Here is a 24,279-nt window from a genome sequence, read left to right as displayed (position 1 = left end):
ATGACTCCGGGATCACCATGAACCTTCGCCCTGCACTCGTCGCTCTTCCCCTTGCCGCCTTGTTGCTTACCGGCTGCGCCAGCCCGCTGGCCGGCAAACCGGCAGACCTCGCCACCCGCCAGGTACTGCGTGACAACCTGCAACATGCCAGTTACAACTTCAGCGGCGAGCTGGGCTTTACCTCGCTGCACGGCAGCAGCGCCGATGATGCCAAGCCGCAGCTGTCCTACACCATCAACCAGATAGCGCGTTCCACCAAGGTGGCCATCAATGGCGCGCTGGACCAGACCAGCAAGCGGATGGAACTGATTCCGTCCTTCCGCTTTGAACGGCGCAATCTGCAAGCCAGCCTCAGTCTGCCGCTGGAGCTGAACCTGCAGGATTTCTCGCTGTTGGTGGACCCATCCGCTTTCGACTTGTTCGTGCCCGAGCTGTATAGCGAGCAAACACGTTTTGTCCGCTTCAAGCTGCCCAGCGACATCGCCGCCAGAATTCCGCTGGATGCCATGATAAAAGCCCTGCCCGGCCTGGTGGATGAAGGTTACGGCACGGTGGACAAGCAGGTATTTGCACTGGAGCCGCTGGATGACACCGCCCGCCAGCTGGGTGCCAGCTACCAGTTGCGCATTGCCATGAATCCGCTGCAGGAAAGCCAAGTGGTGGTGCATATCGTGGATGGCCTGGTCAAGGTGATCCAGCAGGAGGCCGAGCGCCAGGGCCGTCCGGAAGATGGCAAGCAAGCTGCCGCCGCCGCGCAATTGGTTCGCGCTCTGACACAGCGTTCGGCTGCCGACTTGCAAGCCACGCGCACGGTGTCGCACCTGTATGCCAACCGTCAGGGCCAGTTGCTGGGGATAAACCAGGAAATCACGCTGGACACCCCGCAGCTGCGCGGCCTGGCCTATCTCCACATGCGCTACAGCAATCACGGCAAGCCGGTGTTTGCCTACCAGCCTGCAGCGTCAGACATCATCGACTACGACAAACTGTCCAAGCCGCAATGGCTGCAGGACCTGGCCAAGTAAGCATGGCCAACACTCCTTAACAGCATGATCCGAACCGCCGCCCCCACTTGCTGTCACACTTTGCTGCCCAGCAAGGTGAGCATGACAGGGGCGCGTTTGCCATACGGCGGTTGCCGGCACTGCCATGACAGTCACTTGCAATTGCCTCAAGGACCCCAGATGAAAAAATTCGCCCTGGCCATGCTGGCCACCGTGCTGACCTTGCCGGTACAGGCTGCCGCCATCGCCCAGCTCAAGGCCTTTGTCAATGACACCAAAACCCTGTCCGCCAGCTTTACCCAGGTGGTCAGCGCCAAGAACAAGAAAGAAGAAGTCTCCGGTCAGCTGGAAATCTCCCGTCCCGGCAAATTCCGCTGGAGTTACAACAAGCCGTACGAACAGCTGATTGTCGGTGATGGCAAGACACTGTGGATTTACGACAAGGACCTGGCCCAGGTCACCCGCAAGAACCTGGACGGCGCACTGGGCAGCAGCCCGGCCGCGCTGCTGGCCGGCAATAATGCCATCGAACGCGACTACATCCTGAAAGAAGCGGGCAAGCAAGGCGACGTGGAGTGGCTGAGCGCCAGCCCGAAAAAACAGGACAACACCTTCAACGCCATCCGCATGGGCTTTAGCAACAAGATGCTGGTGGAAATGGAGCTGACCGACAGTTTTGGCAACAACACCCGCATCCGTTTTGCCAATCAGCAGAAAAACCCTGCCCTGGCAGCCAGCCATTTCAGCTTCACCCCGCCCAAGGGCGCGGATGTGGTCAGCGGCGACTGAACAACCGCCAACTGACATGTAGCGGCCGGCTCAGGGGGACGGCTTCCAGCCGGACTGCTGCAAGAAACGGTCAACCTGGCGGGTATAGTCACCAGTCACGCCCAGCTGCTGGTTGATCTGCGCGTGGCTCAGGTCCTGCGGCAATACCTGCACCACCACCCCGGCCTGCCTGCCTTTGTCAGCCAGGCCATGTGCCTGTTGGCAGGACTGGGCCCGCTGCATGGAACACACGGCCAATAGTGGCGGTGTGCCCGCGCCCAGCAAACGGGTGGGCGACAAACGGTCCCAAAGCGCGGCATCGCTACCAAAAGCCTTGTCATACAAGGGGAAATGCGGGCCGCGCATGATGCCCGCCACCTCCAGCGCTGCACTGTCCAGCAGCACGCTGGCCACCCAGGGCTGCACGCCATGGCGCTGGCGCAGTGCGGTATCGGTACTCAGCAAGCCGACCAGATGCGCGCCAGCAGAGTGGCCCATCAATACCAGTTGCCGCTTGTCTGCACCCCATTCGGCAGCATGCGCCTGCACCCAGGCCACCGCGCGGGCCACATCATCCGCCTGCTCCTCCACCGGGGCCTGCGGCAGCAGGCGATAATCCAGCGACACCAGCACCACACCGGCAGGCAGCCAGTGCGCCAGCTTGTTATCCACCACATTGGACGCCTGCTTGCTGCCCAAGCGCCATGCCCCGCCATGCACCATGACCAATAATGGCCGACCCTGCCCTTCGCCTGCAGGCAGATAAACATCCAGTCGCTGGCGCACATCCGGTCCATACGCCAAGTCCGCCAGCTTGCGTGCACCAGCAGGCAAACGGCCACTGCTGGCAACATCCTCCTCCGCCAGAGCATCGTGACTGGCCGCCCGCTGCTGCAGCCAGTTCTGCAGGGGGCCAGCCTGCACCGGCAATGCCAGCAGCAGCCATAAACAGAGTACAACCGGCTTCATTCCACTCCCCTCCCGATTCATAGCGCCTGCGGCAGGCAGAACACAGCTGATATACTAGCAGCCTGTTTCTTTTGCCGTGTCAGCCGCCATGAATGATCTGTTTGCCCAGGAAGCCAAAAAACCGTTGGCCGAGGCCCTACGCCCCGCCGCACTGGATGAGGTGATTGGCCAGCAGCACCTGATCGGCCCCGGCAAGCCGCTGCGGCTGGCAGTGGAATCCGGCACCTTGCACTCGATGATTCTGTGGGGCCCGCCCGGCGTGGGTAAAACCACGCTGGCGCGCATTCTGGCCGGCAGTTTCGATGCCGAGTTCATTCCGCTCTCTGCCGTGTTCTCCGGGGTAAAGGACATTCGCGACGCGGTGGAACAGGCGCATGCCGCGCTGCAACGCTCTGGCCGTCACACCATTTTGTTTGTCGATGAAGTCCACCGCTTCAACAAAAGCCAGCAGGATGCGTTTTTGCCTTTTGTCGAATCCGGCCTGCTCACCTTTATTGGTGCCACCACGGAAAACCCGTCGTTCGAAGTGAACTCCGCCCTGCTGTCACGGGCGCAAGTGTATGTGCTGAACAGCCTGGGGGAAGACGAGCTGGTGCTGTTGTTCCAGCGTGCGCGCGACAAGGGCGCGCTGGACGGGCTGGAATTCGACGAGCAGGCCATCGCTGCCCTCACCGGCTATGCCGATGGCGATGCACGGCGCTTTCTTAACCTGCTGGAGCAAACCCGCACCGCCGCGCTGGCACGCAAAACCGGTCAGATCACGCAGGACTTTCTGGCCGAAGTGCTCAGCGTCAACGCCCGCCGCTTCGACAAGGGCGGCGATGCCTTCTACGACCAGATTTCCGCCCTGCACAAATCGGTGCGCGGCTCCAACCCGGATGCCGCCCTGTACTGGCTCACCCGCATGCTGGATGGCGGCGCGGACCCGCGCTATCTGGCGCGCCGCCTGGTACGCATGGCCTGGGAAGACATTGGCCTGGCCGACCCGCGCGCCATGCAGATTGCCAACGATGCCGCCACCACCTACGAGCGGCTGGGCAGCCCGGAAGGCGAACTGGCGCTGGCGCAAGCCGCCATCTACCTGGCGGTGGCGGCAAAGAGCAATGCCGGCTACATGGCCTACAACCAGGCGCGCGCCTTCATCAAGCAGGACAAGAGCCGCCCGGTGCCGGTACACCTGCGCAATGCGCCCACCAAGCTGATGAAAGAGCTGGGCTATGGCCATGAATACCGCTATGCCCATGACGAACCGAATGCCTATGCCGCCGGTGAAAGCTATCTGCCGGATGACATGCCGGAACCGGGCTGGTATCAGCCGGTGCCGCGCGGGCTGGAAATCAAGATCGGGGAAAAACTGGCCCTGCTGAAAAAGTGGGATGAGGAAGCCGGCAAGAAGTAAGGCCGCAGCGACCAAGGGCTAGCCAACAGGACGTCGCCTGCCAGCATCTACAAGCCCGCCAGCATTGCTTATAATGCTGTTTTTGCCAGCAACAGGCAGGACAAAGCCCGCCTGTTACCGTTACACTTGCGTTTTACAGAATGAGTGGGTGCTGCCAGCCACAGGCAGACAGTGCAGCACCACACAGCGGTTGCTTTCCCTCCGCATGCAGGATTCAGTAAGGGGCTGATGCTGTTGCACAGCCCGCTACCAGCAAGACACTTCAATACCATCAGGATTTTCCATGCTAGACATTCAATTGCTCCGTAACGATCTGGACGCTGTTGCTGCCCGCCTGGCCAGCCGTGGCTACACCCTGGACACCGCCGCTTTCACCGCAATGGAAGCCGACCGCAAATCCCTGCAAACCCGCATGCAGGAACTGCAATCGCGCCGCAATGCCACTTCCAAGCAAATTGGCGAAGCCAAGCGCAAGGGTGAGGACGTGTCTGCCATCATGGCCGAAGTGGCGAACCTGGGTGATGAACTGAAAGCAGCCGAAGCCGCCTTCGAAGCGGTGCAAGCCAAGCTGGACGCCCTGCTGATGAGCATTCCCAACCTGCCGAACGAATCCGTTCCGGTGGGCAAGGACGAGAACGACAATGTGGAAGTGCGCCGTGTTGGCGTGCCGCGCCAGTTCGACTTTGAAGTAAAAGACCATGTCGACATCGGCACCCCGCTGGGCCTGGATTTCGACACCGGTGCCAAGCTGTCCGGTGCCCGCTTCACCGTGCTGAAGGGCGACATTGCCCGTCTGCACCGCGCGCTGGCGCAGTTCATGCTCAACACCCATACCGGCGAGCATGGCTATACCGAGCACTACACCCCCTACATCGTCAATGACAGCGCCCTGCTGGGCACCGGCCAACTGCCGAAATTTGCCGAAGACATGTTCAAGGTGACCAAGGGCGGTGAAGAAGGCACGGTAGACCAGTACCTGATTTCCACCTCGGAAATCACCCTGACCAATACCGTGAGCAACAGCATCCTGAAAATGGAAGAGCTGCCGCTCAAGCTGACCGCCCACTCGCCCTGCTTCCGCTCCGAAGCCGGCAGCTATGGCCGTGATACCCGTGGCATGATCCGCCAGCACCAGTTCGACAAGGTGGAAATGGTGCGTATCGAGCATCCGGACCACTCCTATGCTGCGCTGGAAGAAATGGTCGGCCACGCCGAAAATATCCTGAAGGCACTGGAACTGCCCTACCGCGTGATTACCCTGTGCACGGGCGACATGGGCTTTGGCGCTGCCAAAACCTACGATCTGGAAGTATGGCTGCCGGCACAGAACACTTACCGCGAAATTTCCAGCTGCTCCAACTGTGAAGCCTTCCAGTCGCGCCGCATGCTGGCCCGCTTCAAGGACGAAAACGGCAAGAACCAGCTGGTGCACACCCTGAACGGTTCCGGTCTGGCTGTAGGCCGTACCCTGGTGGCGGTATTGGAAAACTACCAGAATGCCGATGGCAGCGTGACCATTCCGGCCGTGCTGCGTCCGTACATGGGCGGCAAGGAAATAATCGGCGGCTGATATCCGCCGGTTCTGCCAGCCCAAAAGCCACGACATGTCGTGGCTTTTTTGTTTGGTGAAGCAAGTCTGCTTGACGGGCCTGGGCGGAAGTCAGGCAATTGTTACTGGCGGTATTTTTCCAGCAAGGCTTTGGCAATGGCCTCGGTTTGCGCATCGGCATTACCGCTGTAGTCTGCCGGGCGAAAGTGCATCTGGAATGCACTGATGGTTTTGCGGGTATCTTCATCCAGCTCACCAGTTTGCGGAATCTGGTCATAGCCATAGCGTTTCAGGCTTTTCTGCACTTCCAGCACCACGGCCGCCTGTTTGGGCGCGCGCCCTGCAAGATGTTTTTCCACCGTTTGCGGGTCCGGCCAGGCGCCGATTCCCATGCCGGCCAATTGCTCCCAGGGAAACAAAGGGCCGGGGTCGGACTTGCGCAAGGGTGCCACGTCGCTGTGACCCAGCACGTTGTAGGGCTGGATCTGGTTCCGGGCAATCACATCCTTGAGCAGGATAGACACGGCCTTGATCTGTTGAGGCGTATACGGATACCACTGACGCCAGCCAGAAGGTAATTCAGTGTAGCCACGGTTGACCATTTCCACGCCCACCGAAGACGCATTCAGCGCACGCCAGCCGCCCCAGCTACTGACACCGGCATGCCAGGCACGCTTGCTTTCCGGCACCAGCTGCATGATGACTGGCTCTCCACCACGCCATTGCGGGTTTTCCGGCACCAGATAATGTGTGCTGACCTGCGGACCGGTCAGCATGGCGAGGGAATCTGCCTGATTCAGTGCCGTGTAATGCAGGATGACAAAACGGATGCGCTCGTCCTGGCCCTGGGCGGTAAAGCTGGTATTCAGCAAGTAATGCTCCGCCATTTTTTCGTAGGCAGGCCGGCTTGCTGCCGGTTCAGCCTGCTTGGCCGACATGGTGTTGCTGCAGCCAGCCAGAACAAGCTGACTGGTGCTCAGGACAATGGTTTGATACAGATAACTGCGGGAAAGAACTGGTTTTTTGGTTTTCATGGGGCTCTGGCTTTGTTGATCAATTAAAAAAACAATCAATACTTACTTTTTGATTGATAATAATTATCAACAACATGAAAATCAGACGGTACTGACCAAAGTTCCAGTTTTCTTCTCTGCAAATCAGGAAATTGTGAATCACAACCAGCTTGGCAAACACCTCAGCCCCGACACATCACTGCCGTTCAACAGCCGCTTCGGACAATAAAACAGCCGGGACTCGCCCGGCTGTTTCATGGTCTACTTCCATCGACAAATCAGTATCAATCTTCGTCTGCCCAGCTTGGGGACCGCTTGCCCAGAAAGGCCGACACCCCTTCCAGCTGCTCTTCTTCCCCGATCAGGGACAGCAAGGCCTCGCGTTCCCGTTGCAGGTGCTCTTCCAGCGTGGCACCAGCACTGGCTTCAATCAGCTGGCGCGCACGTGCCACCGCCTGCGGCGCCTGATTCGCCACCTTGCCCGCCAGGCTTACTGCCATGATCTTGGCAAAACCCGGATCGACAATTTCTTCCACCAGACCTATTTCATAAGCCTTTTCCGCACTCAGGATCTCGCCACCCAATAGAATGCGCTTGGCCCAGGACACACCTACCTTGTCGGCCAGCGTCTTGCTGCCACCACCGGCCGGCAACAGGCCAACCCGGGCTTCCGGCAAACCCAGCCTGGCGCCGCGTTCCACCACCATGTAGTCACACATCAGCGCGCATTCCAGCCCGCCGCCCAGGGCATAACCGTTGATGGCGGCAACCGTCACGCCTGAATAGTTGCGCAGCGCTGCAAATGCGGCGGTAAAGGCGTCCAGCATTTCGGCTACATCCTGCTTGCTACCCTTGCTGAACAGATTCAGATCAGCGCCAGCACAGAAGAAAGCATCTCCAGCCCCGGTGATCACCACTGCGCGCACCGAGCTGTCCGCTTGCAGCTTGGCCATTACGGTAGCCAGTTCATGCAGGCTGTCGATGGTCCACACATTGGCGGGAGGATTGTTGATCGTGATGATTGCAGACTGGCCCAGATGTTCGAGCGTCAAATACTTGGCCATGTAGTTTCCTCAGTTTCTTTGTGGGTCGTTACACATTGCAGCACCTGTCCGTTTGGCCTTTTTATTTGTGGCCTCCCCGATTACGGCAGGAAAGAATGAGCATTCTCAGGGCTTGGCCCGCCTTTTTCCAGCGCGAATAACCGTTTCCCCGTACTTTTTTTCTAGCTGGCATTCCTCCTCAATGCCAAACAGAATTTGGCTTTTTTTTACTATTACATTGTCACAATTTGCTTAAAAATCAGGCAAGCCGAGCTAACAAGCCCTCTGGTAGAATAGGGATTTAAGCAACAGGTTGTCGCATGTTAGAAACGGGTTTCTGGGTGATTTTCCTGGCCGGCCTGCTGGGTGGCGGACATTGCATGGGGATGTGCGGCGGCATTGTGACGGCGCTGACCCTGAATCTGCCTGCCGGGCAGCAACGCTGGCAAATCATGCTGTCGTACAACAGCGGGCGCTTGCTCAGTTATGTCAGCGCAGGCGTGTTGCTGGGTGGCCTGGCTGAAGCCGGCTTGAGCCTGATTGCCACCCGACCGGCACAAATGGCCTTGCTGGTACTGGCCAACCTGATGCTGATTGCCATGGGCCTGTATCTGGCCGGGCTCTCCAGCGCCATTACCACCCTGGAAAAAATCGGCCGTCCGGTTTGGAGCAAACTGCAACCCTTGCTCGCCCGCCTGCTGCCCATCCGCAGTGCCAAAGCCGCCTTGTTGGCCGGCATGCTGTGGGGCTGGTTGCCATGCGGCCTGGTGTATAGCGCCTCGCTGTCAGCACTGGCCAGCGGCAAGGCCTTGCAAGGCGGCCTGCTGATGCTGGCATTCGGCCTGGGCACGCTGCCCAATTTGTTGCTGATGGGGGTGTTTGCCGACACGCTGCGCCAGTTCATCCAGCGCAAGCCGGTGCGTTTGCTGGCGGGCTTGCTGGTGGCAGGCATGGGGCTGACCCGCTTGCTGCTACTGGCAATGCAGGCATGAAAAAAGCCGCCCGGTGTGATCGGGGCGGCTTTAGGATGCCTCGCGCAGTTTAGCGGAAGGACTGCATGATGGTTTCCACATTGTGGTGGAACAGCTTGAGATAACTGCTGGCCGGGCCATTGGGCTTGGACAGGGCATCGGCATACAATTCGCCGCCAATCCTGACCTTGGCTTCGCGGGTCAGTTGTTCCAGCAGGCGCTTGTCGGTCATGTTTTCCATGAACACCGCATTCACCTTTTCCTGACGGACCTGTTTCACCAACTGCGCCACGCCCTTGGCCGATGCTTCTGCTTCGGTGCTCACGCCCTGGATGGCCAGCATCTTGATGCCATAACGCTCACCAAAGTAGCCAAAGGCATCGTGCGAAGTCAGCATCTTGCGCTTGGCCTGCGGCACGGCGGCAAACTGCCTGGCCGCCCAGTCATCTTCCTGCTTCACCCGGGCCGAAAAGTCAGCCGCACGACGATTGTATTCATCCTTGCCTTGCGGATCGGCCTTGATCAGCGCGGCAGTGATATTGCGGATGTACACCTGCACCCGTTGCGGGTCGTGCCAGGCATGCGGATCCACCACATCGTGGCCATGCGCTTCGCCCTCTTCCTCCGGTGCCATGCGGGTCTTGATTCCCTTGCCGGCTTCCACCATCACCCCCTTGTAGGCGGATGCCTTGGTGAGCCGACCCATCCAGCCTTCCAGCCCCAGCCCGTTGGTGACAAACACACGGGACGCCGACAGCGCCTTCACATCGGCCGGGGAAGGTTGAAACACGTGGGCGTCCTGATCCGGCCCTACCAGCGATACCACATCCACCCGCTGGCCACCGATTTCACGGGTCATGTCCGCCACAATGCTGAAACTGGCAACAACCGGCAGCTTTGCCGCCATGGCCGCCATGGGCAAACCCAGCAGCAACAGGCTCAACAGACTTTTTTTCACACCGAACTCCTCAGGATTCAAAATGCCGCGCGCGGATATAGCGCGGCAAGGCACCGCCCGCCGGAGCGAACAGCAGGGAAAAGAGGTAGAACAAGCCGGCCACCAGAATGATGGCGGGGCCGGAAGGCAGCTCGAAGTGATAGGACAACAACAGGCCGGCCAGACCACTGCCAAAGGCCACGCTTACTGCCATCACCAGCATGCCTTCCACCGTTTCCGACCACAGCCGGGCGGTAATGGCGGGCAGCATCATCAGGCCCACCGCCATCAGCGTACCCAGTGCCTGAAAGCCGGATACCAGGTTCAGCACCACCAGCATCAGGAAGGCCATGTGCCACAGGCCACCGCGCGCGCCTACCGAGCGCAGGAACACCGGATCCAGGCTTTCCAGCAACATCGGGCGATAGATAAAGGCCAGGGTGATCAGGGTGACCGAAGCAACACCACCCACCAGATACAAGGCAGCGTCGTCCACCGCCAGCACCGAACCGAACAGGATGTGCATCAGGTCCACATTGCTGCCGCTCTTGGACACCAGCAGCACGCCGATGGCCAGTGACAACAGGTAGAACGCCGCAAAGCTGGCATCTTCCTTGATACCGGCAAAGCGCGTGGCAAGGCCCGCCAGCACCGCCACCAGCACACCGGCAACAAAGCCACCCAGACTCATGGCCGGCAGGCTGAGGCCGGCCAGCATGAAGCCGACGGCAGCGCCGGGCAGCACGGCATGGCTCATGGCATCCCCCATCAGGCTCATGCGGCGCATCACCAGGAACAGGCCGATGGGGCCGCTGCCCAGCGACAGGGCCAGGCAGCCGGCCAGCGCCCGGCGCATGAAGGCAAAGTCGACAAAAGGTGCAATCAGTACATCGTAAAGGTGTTGCATCAGGCATTGACTCCATCGACCTGACACACCGCGGCACGGTCTTGCCAGTGGGCGGCCGTATCCACCGCCCGTTTCAGATTGGCATCGGTCAGTACCTGCTCGGTACGACCCCAGGCCACCACTTCACGCGCCAAGAGCAGCGTGTGCGGGAAATAGGCACGTACCTGCTCGTAGTCGTGCAGAACCGCAATGATGGTGCGGCCTTCTTCCTTCCAGCGCCGCACCAGTTCCAGCAGGTCGAAGGTGGTTTTGGCATCCATGGCGGTGAATGGCTCGTCCAGCAGGATCAGCCGCGCATCCTGCAGCAGGATGCGGGCGAACAGTACGCGCTGGAATTGCCCGCTGGACAGCGCCGAAATGGAGCGGGTGGCAAAGTCGGCCAGGCCCACTTGTTCCAGTGCATCCATGGCCTGGCCAAGGCCGGCACGCCCTACCCGGCCAAACGGCCCGGTACGGTGCCACAGGCCGGTGGCCACCAGGTCGAGCACGCTGACCGGCAAGGAGCGGTCGATTTCCGACTGCTGCGGCAGGTAGGCAATGTCCTGACGGACAAAGCCATCCAGCCGGGCATGGCCGGAATCGGGCTTGAGCGCGCCGATCATGGCTTTGAGCAAGGTGCTTTTACCCGCGCCATTGGGGCCGAAGATGGCCGTGGCATCGCCCGTGACAAAGCTGCCCGAGACATGATGCACGGCCGGATGGCGCTGGTAAGACACCGTCAGATTATCCAGTGCGACCTTCATGCCACCTCCTGCAATGCCCACAGCACCACCGCCCACAACACGGCCAGCACCAGCGCCACCAGGGCCAGCCGTTGCCAGGCCGACATGGCCAGCAGGCTGATGGGGGGACGCAGGTTGGCGGCAGTCAGGTGCTGGTGCGGGGCGGCACCATGCTGATGGCCATGGGCATGCTCATGCAGATGCGCATGGTCATCGGGTGAAGAATGTTGATGTTTCATTGTTTGATTTACTCGAAGCAGGCTTGCAGCGCGGCCTCGACCGCGGCGTTATCCAGGGCTGGCGCAATCAGCTCGAAGCGGCTGTCACGCCGCCAGGACACCTGACTGGCTCCCCACTGCCCTTCGGCCCAGTTCAGCCACACCCAGCTGTCCAGCACCTTGAACACGCCCTTGGCGCGCACCAGTCCGGGCACCAGCTTGGGCAGCCGGTCAAAAAAGTCGGTCAGTTGTTCGCCGCTGAAGGACTGCTCCGGCGGGAAGGTCCAGCCGGCGGAATCCCAGCCATTGCCACTATCAGCCGGAATGGCTGGCCGGTAGCGCGGCTTGACGGTGACGGCGGCATCCAGCCATTGCACATCCACCAGGCCATCCCGCACTTCGGCAATCACCGATTTGGGTGGAAACAGCTTGCCCGCCTGTGCATGGAAGGCTTGCAGGGTTTCCACGTCGGCCATGTCGATCTTGTTGGCCACCAGCACGTCGGCAATGGCCACCTGGTCGCGGTACAGCGGCTGACGCAGGTAGTCCGGGCTGACAAACTGGCGCGGGTCCACCAGCGTCAGCACCGCGCCCACTTCCAGCGCATCGCCCAAGGGCTTGGCGCGTAACTCGTCGATCACCCCGGCAGCATGGGCAAGACCGCTGGCCTCGATCAGCAGGCGGTCCGGCCGCTCGCGTCGCAGCAAGGTAGCCACGGTGGTGGTCATTTGCGGACCGGCCACGCAGCACAGGCAGCCACCGGCGATTTCCGCCACCGGCAGGTCGTCGTTCATCAGCGCGGCACCGTCGATGCCCACTTCACCGAATTCATTGACGATGACCGCCCACTTTTCACTGGCCGGACGAGTAGCAATCAGATGACGCAGGGCCGTGGTCTTGCCCACGCCCAGAAAGCCGGTAAACAGATTGACAATGGTTTTTTTCATATGCGGCATGCCTTGCAAAGTCCGGTCAGCGTCAGGTTCTGGCGGCTCAGGGTAAAATCGGCGGCGTCTGCCACATCGTGCAAGCCGGCCAGTGCCGCCATCACGTCGACTTCCTGCACCTTGCCGCAGGTTTCACATACCAGAATCATGCTTTCGTGCTGACACTCGAAATGGTCACAGACAACAAAGCCGTTCAAGGCATCCACCCGGTGCAACAGGCCCTGCTCCACCAGAAAGTCCAGCGCGCGGTATACGGTAGGCGGGGCGGCAATGCCGCGTTCCTTTTGCAAATCGGCCAGCACCTGATAAGCCTTCACCACGCCCTGATGGCGCAGCACCAGCTCCAGCACCTGACGGCGCAAGGCGGTCAGCTTGCAGCCACGGCGCTCGCAATGCGCTTCGGCGGCCTGGATGTAATCCGTGCGGTTCATTGACGACTCCTGTTAACGATGGCGAATGTTACTGTATAACATCACGACAATACAACCATTAACACTCAGTGGGTATTGTCTGTCATCCGTCCGTGTTAGCCTGCGTTATCCCCTGTAGCAGCTTGCAACCTTCAAAGGAGTTCACATGAAAAAAGCCCTCATGCTCAGCCTTTGCGCCGTTCTGGCCAGCTCTGCCTTCGCCGCCACCGATCCGGTATCCGCCCGTCAGGACATTTTCAAGCAGTTCAAGAAAGACGCCGGTGCCATGGGCAAGATGGTGAAGAGCGATGCCATCAACAAGGACGAATTCAGCAAGCTGGCTGCCCATCTGGATGAAGTCGCCCAGCAACCGTGGCAGCACTTCCCGGCTGGCACCGCCAGTGGTCAAACCGCCAAAAAGACCGAAGCCAAGGCCGAAATCTGGAGCAAGCCCGCCGAATGGACCAAGGCGACAGATGCCTTCAAGGCAGAGACCGCCAAGCTGAAGCAAGTTGCGGCAGCCGGTGACACCGCCAGCATCAAGAACCAGTTCGCCGCGGTTCAGAAGACCTGCAAGGCCTGTCACGACGCCTTCCGTAAAGACTGATAGAATTTTCCACCTGTCGCAGGTGCGGCCAGGGCTTGCATTCTGGCGCGCACCTGCAATCCATCTTGCCAACATCACCCCGACACAGAATCCATGAAACACACTGTTACTGCCCTGCTGCTGGCTGCCCTAGCCATTCCTGCCGCCATGGCCGACTCTCCGGCGGAAATCCGCACCCAGAGCTTCAAGAAAATCCTGCGTGCCTTCGAGCCGATGGGCATGGTGGTACGCGACCGCGACCCTTACAACAAGGCAAAATTCATTGCCATGGCCGACAGCCTGAAGCAGGTTTCTGCCGAACCGTTCAATCATTTCCCGGCTAACAGCATTGATGGCAAGAGCCGCGCCAAGCCGGAAATCTGGAGCCAGCCGGCCAAGTTCCAGGCTGCGCGCGACACCTTCCTGAAAGCCGTCAACGACCTGGACAGCACCGCCCACAATGGAGACCTGGCCAGCATCAAGAAGAGCTACGGCGTGGTGGCACAAAGCTGCAAAGCCTGTCACGACAGTTTCCGTGGCCCGGAAAAATGAATCTGTAGCCAGCCACACGACAGCAAAACAAAAAGCCCTGACAACTCAGGGCTTTTTCGTTGATACAAGATCATGCTCACAAGCGGGTCAGTAGCAGATACACCCCGCCACCCGACAACAGCAGGCTCAGCAAGGCCAGCTGCCAGGCACGGAAATACGGAGCCGGCGTCTGGCCATCGACCGCCTGACAGCCGGTCAGCATGGCGCGCACCAGGTTCTGCTTCTTGATCACACGGTAAGCCACAATGGCAGCAATGTGCAGGCCTACCAGCAGCAGGATGAGGTTGAACAACAGCTTGTGAAAGCGGGTGACGGATTCGGACAGCTCGCCCGAAATCAGCCGGGCCAGCGGGCCGTCAAAAGTGTAGCTGTCCACGTCGGTGGCAAACAGGCCACTCCCTACCTGCACCAGTAGCACCGCCAGCAAGGCCAGCACCATCAGCGCACCCAGCGGATTATGTCCGGGACGCGGCGTCCACTTGCCTTGCAGATAGGCGCGAATGGCCGCCGGGCCTTTGACAAACTGGCTGAAACGGGCGGTTTCGCTACCGATCACGCCCCAGATCAGCCGGAACAGCAGCAGCACGGCAATCGCCTCGCCACTCCAGATGTGATACTGCAACCAGTCGCCACCCTGCTCGCCGGTGAACCACATGCCGCCAAACAGCACAACCAGGCTCCAGTGAAACAGGCGGGTTGGCCAATCCCATACCTTGATGCTCTTTTCCATGCGCAACCTCGTGCAGCAAACAGTGCAAAGCACGCAGTTTAACCAGCTGCCCACTTACTGCCTACTGCCAAGTGTTGAAGAACTGTTGCTAAGGCCAGCCGTATGGACAATGCCGGAAAAATGCCGGAATTGGATTCTGATCAGGCCGTTTTCGGGTAGTATTACCCCTTTCGCCGTCCGTGATAGCGCAGCTTGCCCAAGCACGGCTGACCACAGACGGCCAACGCACTGACAGCCCGCTGCGGCTGTGTTTTCACGCATTGAGTTGGAGAAAGTAATGACCCAAGCTTCACTGATCGAGGATCTGGAGGCCCGCGGCCTGATCGCGCAAACCACAGACGCCGCCGCCTTGTCCGAACTACTGGCCAAGGAACAGGTAACCCTGTATTGCGGATTCGACCCGACTGCTGACAGCCTGCACATCGGCAGCCTGGTTCCCATTCTGATGCTCAAACGCTTCCAGCTGGCGGGCCATCGCCCTATCGCCCTGGTGGGCGGTGCCACCGGCATGATCGGCGACCCCAGCTTCAAGGCCACCGAACGCAAGCTGAACACCCCGGACGTGATTGAAGGCTGGGTGGACAAAATCCGCGCCCAGGTTTCGCCCTTCCTGTCCTTCGAAGGCGATAACGCCGCTGTCATGGCCAATAACTACGACTGGTTTGGCGGCATGGGCGCACTGGAATTCCTGCGCGACATCGGCAAGCATTTCTCGGTCAACGCCATGATCAAGAAAGAAGCGGTGCAACAGCGTATCAACCGCGACGATCAGGGCATTTCCTACACCGAGTTCTCCTACAGCCTGCTGCAGGGTTATGACTTTTCCGAGCTGAACCGCCGTCTGGGCTGCAAGCTGCAAATCGGCGGTTCCGACCAGTGGGGCAACATCACCGCCGGTACCGACCTCACCCGTCGCCTGAACCAGCAGCAGGTGTTCGGCCTGACCATGCCGCTGGTCACCAAGTCCGATGGCACCAAGTTCGGCAAGACCGAATCCGGCACCATCTGGCTGGATGCGCGCAAGACTTCACCCTACGCCTTCTACCAGTTCTGGCTGGGTACCGCCGATGCCGACGTGTACAAGTTCCTGCGCTACTTCAGTTTCCTGTCGGTAGCGGAAATCGCCGCCATCGAAGAAGCCGACAAGGCCCGTGATGGCAAGCCGGAAGCCCAGCGCATCCTGGCCGAACAAGTGACCGAACTGGTACACGGCAAGGCAGCCCTGGCCGCCGCCCAGCGAATCACCCACAGCCTGTTCAGCAACGACCTGTCCAGCCTGACCGAAGACGACTTCGCCCAACTGGCACAGGACGGCCTGCCGCACTTCGTGCTGAATGCGGCCGAGGACAGCCTGATCGACGCGGTGGCCAATGGCGGCCTGGCCAAGTCCAAGAGCGAGGCACGTACCTTCATCCAGAGTGGCGCGGTCAGCATCAACGGCAACAAGGCAGACAGCATCGAGCATCGCTTTACCGCCGATGACCGACTGTTCGGTCGCTTCAGCCTGCTCAAGCGCGGCAAGAAGAACTATGCGCTGATTGAATGGAAGGCCTGATTCCGGCCTGATGCCCGCTTTGTCGGGCAATGCCACGGCGGCCCGCTTCTGCACATGCAGACGGGCCGTTTTTTCATGCCGACATCCCAATGCTCGACGCCACGGCTGCCATGCCGCTAGAATTTTGCCCACTCCTCCGCCACGCAAGGCTGACACCATGGAAAGAATCGGTTTTATCGGACTGGGCCTGATGGGCCTGCCCATGTGCCGCAGGCTGCAGGCTGCCGGCTTCCCGCTCACCGTCTGGAACCGTTCGCCGGACAAGCTGGAACAGGCCCGCGCCGAGAGCATGTCAGTCTCAACATCGCTGGTGGAACTGGCGGGTGCCAGTGACATCATCATGCTGTGCATTGCCGATGCCGCTGCGGTGCAAAGCGTGGTGGCGCAATTGCTTCCAGTCTTGCGCGCCGGACAGCTCATCATTGACCTGTCCAGCATCGACCCCGACACCACCCGCCGCTGCGCAGAGCAGCTTGGCCAACAGGGTGCCAGCTGGGTGGATGCGCCGGTATCCGGCGGGGTAAGGGGGGCGGAACAAGGCACACTGGTGATCATGGCCGGTGGCAGTCCAGAGGACATCCGCCGAGCCAGCCAGGCACTGCAGCCGCTGTCGCAGCGCATTACCCGCATGGGCGATGTCGGCAGCGGGCAGGTGACCAAAATCTGTAACCAGCTGATTGTGGCCGCCAATGCCATGCTGATTGCCGAAGCCGTGGCGCTGGCCGAAAACAATGGTGTGGATGCCAGCCTGCTGGCACCAGCGCTGGCTGGCGGCTTTGCCGATTCGCTTCCCTTGCAGATTCTCGCTCCGCGCATGGCAGCGCGTCAGGCCGAGCCGGTACAGTGGAAGGTGGCCACTCTGCTGAAGGATCTGGACAACGCCAGTCAGCTATCAAAACAAAGCCAGTCCGCCACCCCGCTGGCTGCGCTGGCCAGCCAGCTAATGCGCCTGCATGCCGCACAAGGCCATGCCACAGCCGACCTCAGCAGCGTCATCAATCTGTACCAGGACCATCATCAGGAAACCAGACCATGTTGAAACTCTGTGCCAACCTCAGCATGCTGTTCAGCCACCTGCCGTGGCCGGAGCGCTTTGCCGCCGCCCGCGCCGCCGGTTTTACTGCAGTGGAAATCCAGTTCCCCTATGAACATACGGTGGAACAGCTGCAAGGCTGGCTGAATCAGCATCAGCTGAAGCTGGTACTGATCAACGCTCGGCCGGAGACCTGATGCAAGGCGGCGCCGGGCTGGCCGGCCAGCCGGCAAGGAAGCAGAATTTGCCAGCGGCCTGCAGCAATGCCTGCATTACGCCACGCAACTGGGCGTGGAAGCGGTGAACATCCTGCCCGGACGGCTGGCAGAAGGCTGCAGCCGCACACAGGCCCTGTCCACACTCAATACCAATCTGCTGATGGCTGCTGATCTGCTTGGCCAGCATCACATCCGCTGCACCGTGGAGGCCATCAACCGCCACGACATGCCCGGTTTTCTGGTGAGTACCCTGGCCGAATTGCAGCAACTGCCCGCTCACCCCGATCTTTTCTGGCAAATCGACCTTTATCACATGGCCAGCATGGGCGAAGCACTGTCCCCCTTGCTGGCACAACACTGGCAACGCATCGGCCACTTGCAGTTTGCCGACTACCCCGGCCGTGGCGCACCGGGCAGCGGTGCGCTGGACTTTGCCAGCTTGTTCAGTCAAATCAAGGTACTGCCTTATGCCTTCTGGAGTGGCGCAGAATACCGTGACAATAACGGCGACATGGGGTGGCTGGTCTCACTGCCAGGCCAGCAGGACGATGCTGCACTGCGGCACTGAAACTTGCAGCCGGCTGCAATTTTTGATTTTCCGCCACATCTCCTGACAGGGAATCAATCACTTAGCAGGCCATTTTGCAGAAAAGGCTTGCAAACGGCTATTTTTTACCGTACAGTGCGAACCCTTCTGATTTCCAAATTCCACCGGCAGATTCAGCAGCAGCAATGCAGCAACTGCCGGCGTGATGCTTCATCGTCCCTGACCGATATTCCAGGCTTCGTCCACGTAGTGTCTCTTTTGACTGGACTGCTGTTCGCCGCTTGCACAGGTTGGTGCCGATGACCGACAGCCTCACACGAGGCTGCTAACCGCCACATCTCCTGGCCAAGCGACACCGGCTCTACTCCGGTTTGAAAGGACATTATGCATTTCTCCGACCTGGGCGTTGCCCCGACCATCCTGCGTGCACTCGAAGCTGCCGGCTACGACACCCCCACCGGCGTACAAGCCGAAGCCATTCCTGCTGCCATTGCTGGCCGCGACCTGCTGGTTTCCGCTCAAACCGGTAGCGGCAAGACCGCAGCCTTCCTGCTGCCAGCACTGACCAAGCTGTCCGAGCGCTCCACCGGCAAAGGCCAGGGCCCGCGCGTTCTGGTGCTGTGCCCGACCCGCGAACTGGCGCAACAGGTGGAAAAGAACGCCCTGGAATACGGCAAGGACCTGCGCTGGATGCGTACCGCCTGCCTGGTTGGCGGCGCCTCCTTCGGCTACCAGACCCGCGCCCTGTCCCGCCCGATCGACCTGATCGTGGCCACTCCGGGCCGTCTGATGGACCACATGCGCTCCGGCCGTGTTGACTTCTCCCGCCTGGAAATGCTGGTGCTGGACGAAGCCGACCGCATGCTGGACATGGGCTTCATCGAAGACATCGAAACCATCGTCAAGGCCACTCCGGAAAGCCGTCAGACCGTACTGTTCTCCGCTACGCTGGATGGCACCGTTGGCCGCATGGCTGAAAAAATCACCCGCGAACCGCAGCGTATCGAAATTGCCCGTACCGAAACTTCCGGCGGCACCATCGAAGAACACCTGCTGTACGCGGACGACCTGAACCACAAGCATCGCCTGCTGGATCACATTCTGAAAGAGTCCGGCTTTGACCAGTGCGTGATCTTCTCCGCCACCAAGGCTTACAGCGAAGAACTGGCTGACAAGCTGTCCGACCAGGGCTACTCCGCCGCCTGCCTGCATGGCGACATGCCGCAAAGCTGGCGTAACCGCACCCTGAACGACCTGCGTCGCGGTCGTATCAAGATTCTGGTGGCCACCGACGTTGCTGCGCGCGGTATCGACGTACCCACCATCACCCACGTGGTGAACTTCGACCTGCCGAAACAGGCTGAAGACTATGTACACCGTATCGGCCGTACCGGTCGTGCCGGTCGTGACGGCACTGCCATCACCCTGGCGGAATCGAAAGAATTCCACAAGGTACGCCGCATCGAACAATACCTGAAGCGTCAGATCACCGAAGGCGTGATCGAAGGCATGGAACCGACCCGTCGTCCGCCGAAAGGCCCGCGTCGCAATGGCAAGCCGGGTGGCTACGGTGCCCAGGGCCAACGTCGTGGCGGTAGCGGCAACGGTAACGGCTATGGCCGCGAACGTCGCGAAGGCGGCTACGGCCGTGGCACCGGTGGCAATGGTGGTGGCAGCTACGACCGTCGTGGCCCGCGCTCTGCCGGTCAGGGTCAGCGCAGCACCCAGCGTGCCGACTAAGCACCCAGTCGTTCAGTAAGACAAGAAGGCGATCCACGGATCGCCTTTTTTGCGCCTTGCCGTCTCAGGCATGCACAAAATGCATGGCGACCCCGGCATAAACTCGCTTGTCAGCCTGCCATGCGCGCACCAGAATAGCTGTACACACAGCACTGGATAACGCATGACTACCCTGCTCACCATTCCCCAGCGCCTGGCCGCCTTGCGCCAGGCCATGCAACAACAACATATTGCTGCCTGCCTGATTCCCTCTTCCGACCCGCATCTGTCCGAATACCTGCCCGCCTACTGGCAGGCCCGGCAGTGGCTGTCCGGTTTTCACGGCTCGATGGGCACGCTGATTGTCACGCAGGATCAGGCCGGACTGTGGGCAGACAGCCGTTACTGGGAACAGGCCGCCAAGGAGCTGGACGGCAGCGGCATCGCCCTGATGAAAATCCAGACCGCCGCCAGCAGCCAGCATCTGGACTGGCTGGCAGAAAACCTGCAAGCCGGACAAACCGTAGCGGTGGCAGGCGACGTACTGAGCCTGGCCGCAGCCAATGCGCTGCACAGTAGCCTGAGCGCACGCGGCATTGCCCTGCGCACCGAGCTGGATTTACCCGCGCAGATCTGGAGCGACCGCCCCTCATTGCCGCAAGTCGCCATCTACCCGCACCTGCCACCGTTTGCCAGCACCAGCCGCCAGAACAAACTGGCCGCAGTACGACAGGCCATGCGGCAGCACGGCGCGGATTACCACTTCATTTCCACGCTGGACGATATTGCCTGGCTGATGAACCTGCGCGGTGCGGATGTCAATTACAACCCGGTGTTCATCAGCCACTTGCTGCTGGGCCCGGACAGCACCACCCTGTTTGTTGATGGCAAGAAAGTGGATGCCAAGCTGCAAGCCGAACTGGCAGCCGACGGCGTGCAACTGGCCGATTACCACAGTGCCAAGTCGGTACTGACTTCCCTGCCCCACAGCAGCACCATGCTGCTGGACCCGCGCCGCATCACGCTGGGTTTCCATCAGGCCATGCCGCAAAGCATGCCGCGCGTGCAGGCCATCAACCCCAGCACCTTGCTGAAAGCCCGCAAGACCGCCGCCGAGGCAGAACACATCCGCCACACCATGGAGCAGGATGGCGCTGCGCTGTGCGAGTTCTTCGCCTGGTTCGAACAGGTGGTCAACCGCGAAGCCATCACCGAACTGACCATCGACGCGCAGATTACCGCCGCCCGCGCCCGCCGCCCCGGCTTTGTCTCACCCAGTTTTGCCACCATTGCCGGTTTCAATGCCAACGGCGCCCTGCCGCACTACCGCGCCACGGAACAGGCCCATGCCAGCATTGCCGGTGACGGCCTGCTGCTGATCGACTCCGGCGGTCAGTATCATGGCGGCACCACCGACATCACCCGCGTGGTGGCGGTCGGTACGCCCAGCCCGGAACAAAAGCGCGACTTCACCCTGGTGCTCAAGGGCACACTCAATCTGTCGATGGCCCACTTCCCGCGTGGCACCCTGTCGCCGATGCTGGATGCACTGGCCCGCGCCCCGATGTGGCAACACGATATCGACTTCGGCCACGGCACCGGCCATGGCGTGGGTTATTTCCTCAATGTGCATGAAGGCCCGCAAACCATCTCGCGCAGCTTGCCGGATGCCAGCATGGCAATGCAGGAAGGCATGATCACCTCGGTGGAACCGGGCATCTATCGCCCCGGCCAGTGGGGGGTGCGCATCGAGAACCTGGTATTGAATGTGCCAGCACAGAAAAACGGCTTTGGCGACTTCCTGCGCTTTGAAACACTGACGCTCTGCCCGATCGACACCCGCTGCATCGAGCACAGCCTGCTGTCCCGTCAGGAAGTGGACTGGCTGAATCACTACCACGCCGAGGTACAACGCCGTCTGCTGCCACTGGTGACAGGCGCTGCCCGTGACTGGCTGCTGCACGCCACCCAAGCCATCTGAGCAAGACAAACCCACAATGAAAAACGCCCTGGAATCCAGGGCGTTTTTTCATGCCAAGCCAGACAGAATGGCTTACATCGCTTCCAGCACCTTGATACCCAGCAGGTCCAGACCGGTGCGCAGGGTCTGGCAGTCAGCGCAGCCAGTTGCAGGCGGCTGGCACGTACATCGCCTTCGCTCTTCAGGATCGGGCAGGCTTCGTAGAAGCGCGAGAACAGCGTGGCAATCTGGTACAGGTAGTTGGACAGGTAGTGCGGGTAGCAACCTTCTGCCACCGACAACAGCGTGTCTTCAAACTGGGCCAGTGCCGCAGCCAGATGTTTTTCTGCCGGCTCGGTAATCACGATGGGCGCATTGGCGTCCACGTTTTCCGCCTTGCGGAATACGCTCTGCACGCGAGTGTAGGCGTATTGCAGATACGGCGCGGTATTGCCTTCAAAGGCCAGCATGGTGTCCCAGTTGAAGATGTAATCGCTCATGCGGTTCTTGGACAGGTCGGCATACTTCACCGCACCAATGCCCACCGCCGCAGCGATTTCGCGCTTCTCGTTCTCGGACAGCTCCGGGTTCTTTTCCGACACCAGCGCATAGGCACGCTCTTCCGCCTCGTCCAGCAGCTCGATCAGCTTGACGGTGCCGCCGGAGCGAGTCTTGAACGGCTTGCCGTCGTCGCCCATCATCACGCCAAAGCCGATATGTTCCAGCTTCATGCTTTCCGGGGCGAAACCAGCCTTGCGGCAGATGCTGAACATCTGGGCAAAGTGCTGGCTCTGGCGCGCATCCACCACATAGATGACGCGGTCCAGATTCAGCACCTTGTGACGGTAGCGCACTGCGCCCAGGTCGGTGGTGGTGTACAGGAAGCCGCCGTCTTTCTTGCGGATGATCACGCCCATCGGCTCGTCGTCCTGAGTGCGGAATTCCTCCAGGAACACCACCTCGGCGCCTTCGCTTTCGCTCAGCAAGCCTGCGGCACGCAGCTCTTCCACAATCACCGGCAGGTCGTCGTTATAGGCGGACTCACCGCGCACATGCTCGCGCTTCAGGCCGACATTCAGCTTTTGATACACCGCTTCGCAATGCTTGAGCGAAATGTCGACAAACTGCGCCCACAGCTTGAGCACTTCTTCATCGCCACCTTGCAGACGTACCACGTAGTCACGGGCGCGGTCGGCAAACTCTTCGCTTTCGTCAAAACGCACCTTGGCATTGCGGTAGAAGGTTTCCAGATCGGAAAGCTCCAGCGCGTTGTCACCCGCCTGACGGATTTCCACCAGATAGGCGGTCAGCATGCCGAACTGGGTACCCCAGTCGCCCACGTGGTTGGCACGCACGACATCGTGACCCAGGAATTCCATCACCCGCGCCAGTGCATCACCAATAATCGACGAGCGCAGGTGGCCAACGTGCATTTCCTTGGCCAGGTTGGGCGAGGAGTACTCCACCATCACGCGCTGGGCTGTCACCGGGCTGATGCCCAGCTTGTCGTCCTTCAGGGCTGCTTCGCTGCGACGGGCGAGGTATTCAGGGGCAAGATGAATGTTGATGAAGCCCGGACCGGCAATTTCCACCTTGTCGGCAATGCCTTGCAGGTCCAGCGCGGCCACTACTTTCTGGGCCAGCTCACGCGGATTGGTCTTGAGCGCCTTGGCCGCACCCATCACACCATTAGCCTGATAGTCACCGAATTCCGGTTTGGAAGCCGGCTGGATCACTGCCGGCGCGTCCGGCGCACCGGCAGCTGCCAGTGCTGCCTGTACCCGTTGATTGATCAACTGCAAAATTGTCATGCTTGCCCCATATTGCCGTGAAAACGAAAAAACGCCTTCGTTTTCGAAAAATTTAACAGTGTCGATTGTATGCCCCCAGGCCTTGACGGGCAATGTTTGCATCGCAGCAAAACGGGATAACAGTCGTCAAAGCGCGGCGAACGGCAGCTGATCGTGGCGGATTATGATAGCCAGATGGTTTCCCCGATCGCGGGTAACTGGAAATCGTGCGCAGACACGCCCTGCTCGCGCAGCGCCATGGCCAGCTCGGCCATAGGCTGCTGGATAGGTTCATCAGTCAGGATGAAAGTCCCCCAATGCACTGCCCACGCCTTCCGGGCTTTCACCTGCCGGAAGATGCGCACCGCCTCCTCCGGATTCACATGCTGCTGCCGCATGATATGGCGCGGCTCGTAAGCACCAATCGGCAGCAAGGCAAAATCCACCGGCCCGATGCGCTGGCCGACTTCATCAAACAATTGCGCCTGATAACCGGTATCGCCGGGAAACCAGATTTTCAAGCCTGCCCCTTGCAACAGGAAACCACCCCACAAGGCCCGGTTCAGGTCGCCCCATGGCCCGCGATTGCTCCAATGGTGTGCCGGGGTAAGTTGCACACGGACCGCCCCGTGCTGATGCTGCTGCCACCAGTCAAGCTGAATGATGCGCCGGGCGAGGGAACCGCGCGCCGCAAGGCACGCGCCACGCCCAGCGGGACAACGGCCAGCGGCG

General features: G+C 60.4%; 23 protein-coding genes and 2 pseudogenes. 13 read left to right on the top strand and 12 right to left on the bottom strand.

Going from position 1 to position 24,279, the window contains the following annotated elements; translation table 11 throughout:
- The first annotated feature begins 17 nt into the window (after positions 1 to 17).
- Both AWT75_RS12345 and lolA read left to right on the top strand, forming a co-directional pair.
- Positions 18 to 1,025: a hypothetical protein gene (locus AWT75_RS12345; RefSeq protein WP_153013318.1), complete on the top strand. Its 1,008-nt coding sequence runs from the start codon at positions 18 to 20 to the stop codon at positions 1,023 to 1,025.
- 159 nt (positions 1,026 to 1,184) lie between these two features.
- Positions 1,185 to 1,793: an outer membrane lipoprotein periplasmic chaperone LolA gene (gene lolA, locus AWT75_RS12340; RefSeq protein WP_045848680.1), complete on the top strand. Its 609-nt coding sequence runs from the start codon at positions 1,185 to 1,187 to the stop codon at positions 1,791 to 1,793.
- A 30-nt stretch (positions 1,794 to 1,823) separates the two neighbouring features.
- On the opposite strand, the gene AWT75_RS12335 is transcribed toward lolA, so the two are convergent.
- Positions 1,824 to 2,741: an alpha/beta hydrolase gene (locus AWT75_RS12335; RefSeq protein ID WP_082696085.1), complete on the bottom strand. Its 918-nt coding sequence runs from the start codon at positions 2,739 to 2,741 to the stop codon at positions 1,824 to 1,826.
- Between the two features lie 88 nt (positions 2,742 to 2,829).
- Here AWT75_RS12335 and AWT75_RS12330 point away from each other — a divergent pair, with 88 nt between their 5' ends.
- Both AWT75_RS12330 and serS read left to right on the top strand, forming a co-directional pair.
- The gene (locus tag AWT75_RS12330) at positions 2,830 to 4,140 is read left to right on the top strand and encodes a replication-associated recombination protein A (RefSeq protein ID WP_062789359.1); all 1,311 of its coding nucleotides are present in this window, start codon (positions 2,830 to 2,832) and stop codon (positions 4,138 to 4,140) included.
- A gap of 283 nt (positions 4,141 to 4,423) precedes the next feature.
- Complete coding sequence (gene serS / locus AWT75_RS12325; RefSeq protein WP_062789358.1) at positions 4,424 to 5,710, top strand: serine--tRNA ligase; 1,287 nt, start codon at positions 4,424 to 4,426, stop codon at positions 5,708 to 5,710.
- A 101-nt stretch (positions 5,711 to 5,811) separates the two neighbouring features.
- On the opposite strand, the gene AWT75_RS12320 is transcribed toward serS, so the two are convergent.
- Entirely contained in the window at positions 5,812 to 6,723 is a 912-nt protein-coding gene (locus AWT75_RS12320; protein ID WP_082696084.1) for an N-acetylmuramoyl-L-alanine amidase, read from the bottom strand.
- A gap of 263 nt (positions 6,724 to 6,986) precedes the next feature.
- Positions 6,987 to 7,766 carry an enoyl-CoA hydratase gene (locus AWT75_RS12315; RefSeq protein ID WP_062789357.1) on the bottom strand — a complete coding sequence of 260 codons (780 nt, stop codon included), beginning with the start codon at positions 7,764 to 7,766 and terminating at the stop codon, positions 6,987 to 6,989.
- A gap of 299 nt (positions 7,767 to 8,065) precedes the next feature.
- Here AWT75_RS12315 and AWT75_RS12310 point away from each other — a divergent pair, with 299 nt between their 5' ends.
- Positions 8,066 to 8,737: a sulfite exporter TauE/SafE family protein gene (locus AWT75_RS12310; protein ID WP_062789356.1), complete on the top strand. Its 672-nt coding sequence runs from the start codon at positions 8,066 to 8,068 to the stop codon at positions 8,735 to 8,737.
- A 49-nt stretch (positions 8,738 to 8,786) separates the two neighbouring features.
- Here AWT75_RS12310 and AWT75_RS12305 read toward each other — a convergent pair whose 3' ends face one another.
- From AWT75_RS12305 to AWT75_RS12280, 6 genes are read right to left on the bottom strand one after another with little or no spacing between them, the layout of a single operon-like run.
- Positions 8,787 to 9,674 carry a metal ABC transporter substrate-binding protein gene (locus AWT75_RS12305; protein ID WP_062789355.1) on the bottom strand — a complete coding sequence of 296 codons (888 nt, stop codon included), beginning with the start codon at positions 9,672 to 9,674 and terminating at the stop codon, positions 8,787 to 8,789.
- A 10-nt stretch (positions 9,675 to 9,684) separates the two neighbouring features.
- Positions 9,685 to 10,560, bottom strand: coding sequence for a metal ABC transporter permease (locus tag AWT75_RS12300; RefSeq protein WP_045848673.1), 876 nt, complete (start codon positions 10,558 to 10,560; stop codon positions 9,685 to 9,687).
- A complete protein-coding gene (locus AWT75_RS12295; protein WP_045848672.1) occupies positions 10,560 to 11,303 on the bottom strand; it encodes a metal ABC transporter ATP-binding protein in 744 nt (247 codons plus the stop codon). The genes AWT75_RS12300 and AWT75_RS12295 overlap by 1 nt, the downstream gene beginning before the upstream one ends.
- Positions 11,300 to 11,521 (bottom strand): hypothetical protein, encoded by a 222-nt coding sequence (locus tag AWT75_RS21690; protein ID WP_062789354.1) that lies wholly within the window; start codon positions 11,519 to 11,521, stop codon positions 11,300 to 11,302. The genes AWT75_RS12295 and AWT75_RS21690 overlap by 4 nt, the downstream gene beginning before the upstream one ends.
- Before the next feature lie 8 nt (positions 11,522 to 11,529).
- Complete coding sequence (locus AWT75_RS12285; RefSeq protein ID WP_045848670.1) at positions 11,530 to 12,456, bottom strand: CobW family GTP-binding protein; 927 nt, start codon at positions 12,454 to 12,456, stop codon at positions 11,530 to 11,532.
- A complete protein-coding gene (locus AWT75_RS12280) occupies positions 12,444 to 12,878 on the bottom strand; it encodes a Fur family transcriptional regulator (protein WP_045848669.1) in 435 nt (144 codons plus the stop codon). The genes AWT75_RS12285 and AWT75_RS12280 overlap by 13 nt, the downstream gene beginning before the upstream one ends.
- A gap of 145 nt (positions 12,879 to 13,023) precedes the next feature.
- Here AWT75_RS12280 and AWT75_RS12275 point away from each other — a divergent pair, with 145 nt between their 5' ends.
- Both AWT75_RS12275 and AWT75_RS12270 read left to right on the top strand, forming a co-directional pair.
- The gene (locus AWT75_RS12275) at positions 13,024 to 13,464 is read left to right on the top strand and encodes a c-type cytochrome (protein WP_062789353.1); all 441 of its coding nucleotides are present in this window, start codon (positions 13,024 to 13,026) and stop codon (positions 13,462 to 13,464) included.
- 93 nt (positions 13,465 to 13,557) lie between these two features.
- Positions 13,558 to 13,995, top strand: a complete 438-nt coding sequence (locus AWT75_RS12270) for a c-type cytochrome (protein ID WP_045848667.1) — start codon at positions 13,558 to 13,560, stop codon at positions 13,993 to 13,995.
- A gap of 76 nt (positions 13,996 to 14,071) precedes the next feature.
- Here AWT75_RS12270 and AWT75_RS12265 read toward each other — a convergent pair whose 3' ends face one another.
- Positions 14,072 to 14,725 (bottom strand): cytochrome b/b6 domain-containing protein, encoded by a 654-nt coding sequence (locus AWT75_RS12265; RefSeq protein WP_062789352.1) that lies wholly within the window; start codon positions 14,723 to 14,725, stop codon positions 14,072 to 14,074.
- A 277-nt stretch (positions 14,726 to 15,002) separates the two neighbouring features.
- Here AWT75_RS12265 and tyrS point away from each other — a divergent pair, with 277 nt between their 5' ends.
- The 6 genes and pseudogenes from tyrS (at position 15,003) to AWT75_RS12240 (ending at position 21,778) form a co-directional block, all read left to right on the top strand.
- The gene (gene tyrS, locus AWT75_RS12260; RefSeq protein ID WP_062789351.1) at positions 15,003 to 16,280 is read left to right on the top strand and encodes a tyrosine--tRNA ligase; all 1,278 of its coding nucleotides are present in this window, start codon (positions 15,003 to 15,005) and stop codon (positions 16,278 to 16,280) included.
- A gap of 157 nt (positions 16,281 to 16,437) precedes the next feature.
- Positions 16,438 to 17,319, top strand: a complete 882-nt coding sequence (locus AWT75_RS12255; RefSeq protein WP_062789350.1) for an NAD(P)-dependent oxidoreductase — start codon at positions 16,438 to 16,440, stop codon at positions 17,317 to 17,319.
- The gene (locus AWT75_RS22185; protein ID WP_204377018.1) at positions 17,313 to 17,510 is read left to right on the top strand and encodes a hypothetical protein; all 198 of its coding nucleotides are present in this window, start codon (positions 17,313 to 17,315) and stop codon (positions 17,508 to 17,510) included. The genes AWT75_RS12255 and AWT75_RS22185 overlap by 7 nt, the downstream gene beginning before the upstream one ends.
- Positions 17,511 to 17,544: 34 nt before the next feature.
- Positions 17,545 to 18,099, top strand: a pseudogene (locus AWT75_RS12250) (TIM barrel protein); the annotation flags it as partial.
- Between the two features lie 363 nt (positions 18,100 to 18,462).
- Positions 18,463 to 19,818, top strand: a complete 1,356-nt coding sequence (locus AWT75_RS12245; protein ID WP_045848663.1) for a DEAD/DEAH box helicase — start codon at positions 18,463 to 18,465, stop codon at positions 19,816 to 19,818.
- Between the two features lie 172 nt (positions 19,819 to 19,990).
- Positions 19,991 to 21,778: an aminopeptidase P family protein gene (locus AWT75_RS12240; RefSeq protein WP_420835423.1), complete on the top strand. Its 1,788-nt coding sequence runs from the start codon at positions 19,991 to 19,993 to the stop codon at positions 21,776 to 21,778.
- A 72-nt stretch (positions 21,779 to 21,850) separates the two neighbouring features.
- On the opposite strand, the pseudogene argS reads toward AWT75_RS12240, so the two are convergent.
- Together argS and AWT75_RS12230 are read right to left on the bottom strand one after the other, a co-directional pair.
- Positions 21,851 to 23,568 (bottom strand): annotated as a pseudogene (gene argS, locus AWT75_RS12235) (arginine--tRNA ligase).
- Positions 23,569 to 23,729: 161 nt separating this feature from the next.
- The coding region (locus AWT75_RS12230; protein WP_193394079.1) for an MBL fold metallo-hydrolase at positions 23,730 to 24,279 on the bottom strand (550 nt) is incomplete at its 5' end.

It is taken from the genome of Aquitalea pelogenes (assembly GCF_001515305.1).
Classification (GTDB): Bacteria; Pseudomonadota; Gammaproteobacteria; order Burkholderiales; family Chromobacteriaceae; genus Aquitalea; species Aquitalea pelogenes.
The sequence above is the reverse complement of the archived record's forward strand: the minus strand, read 5'-3'. Positions and strand labels throughout refer to the sequence as shown.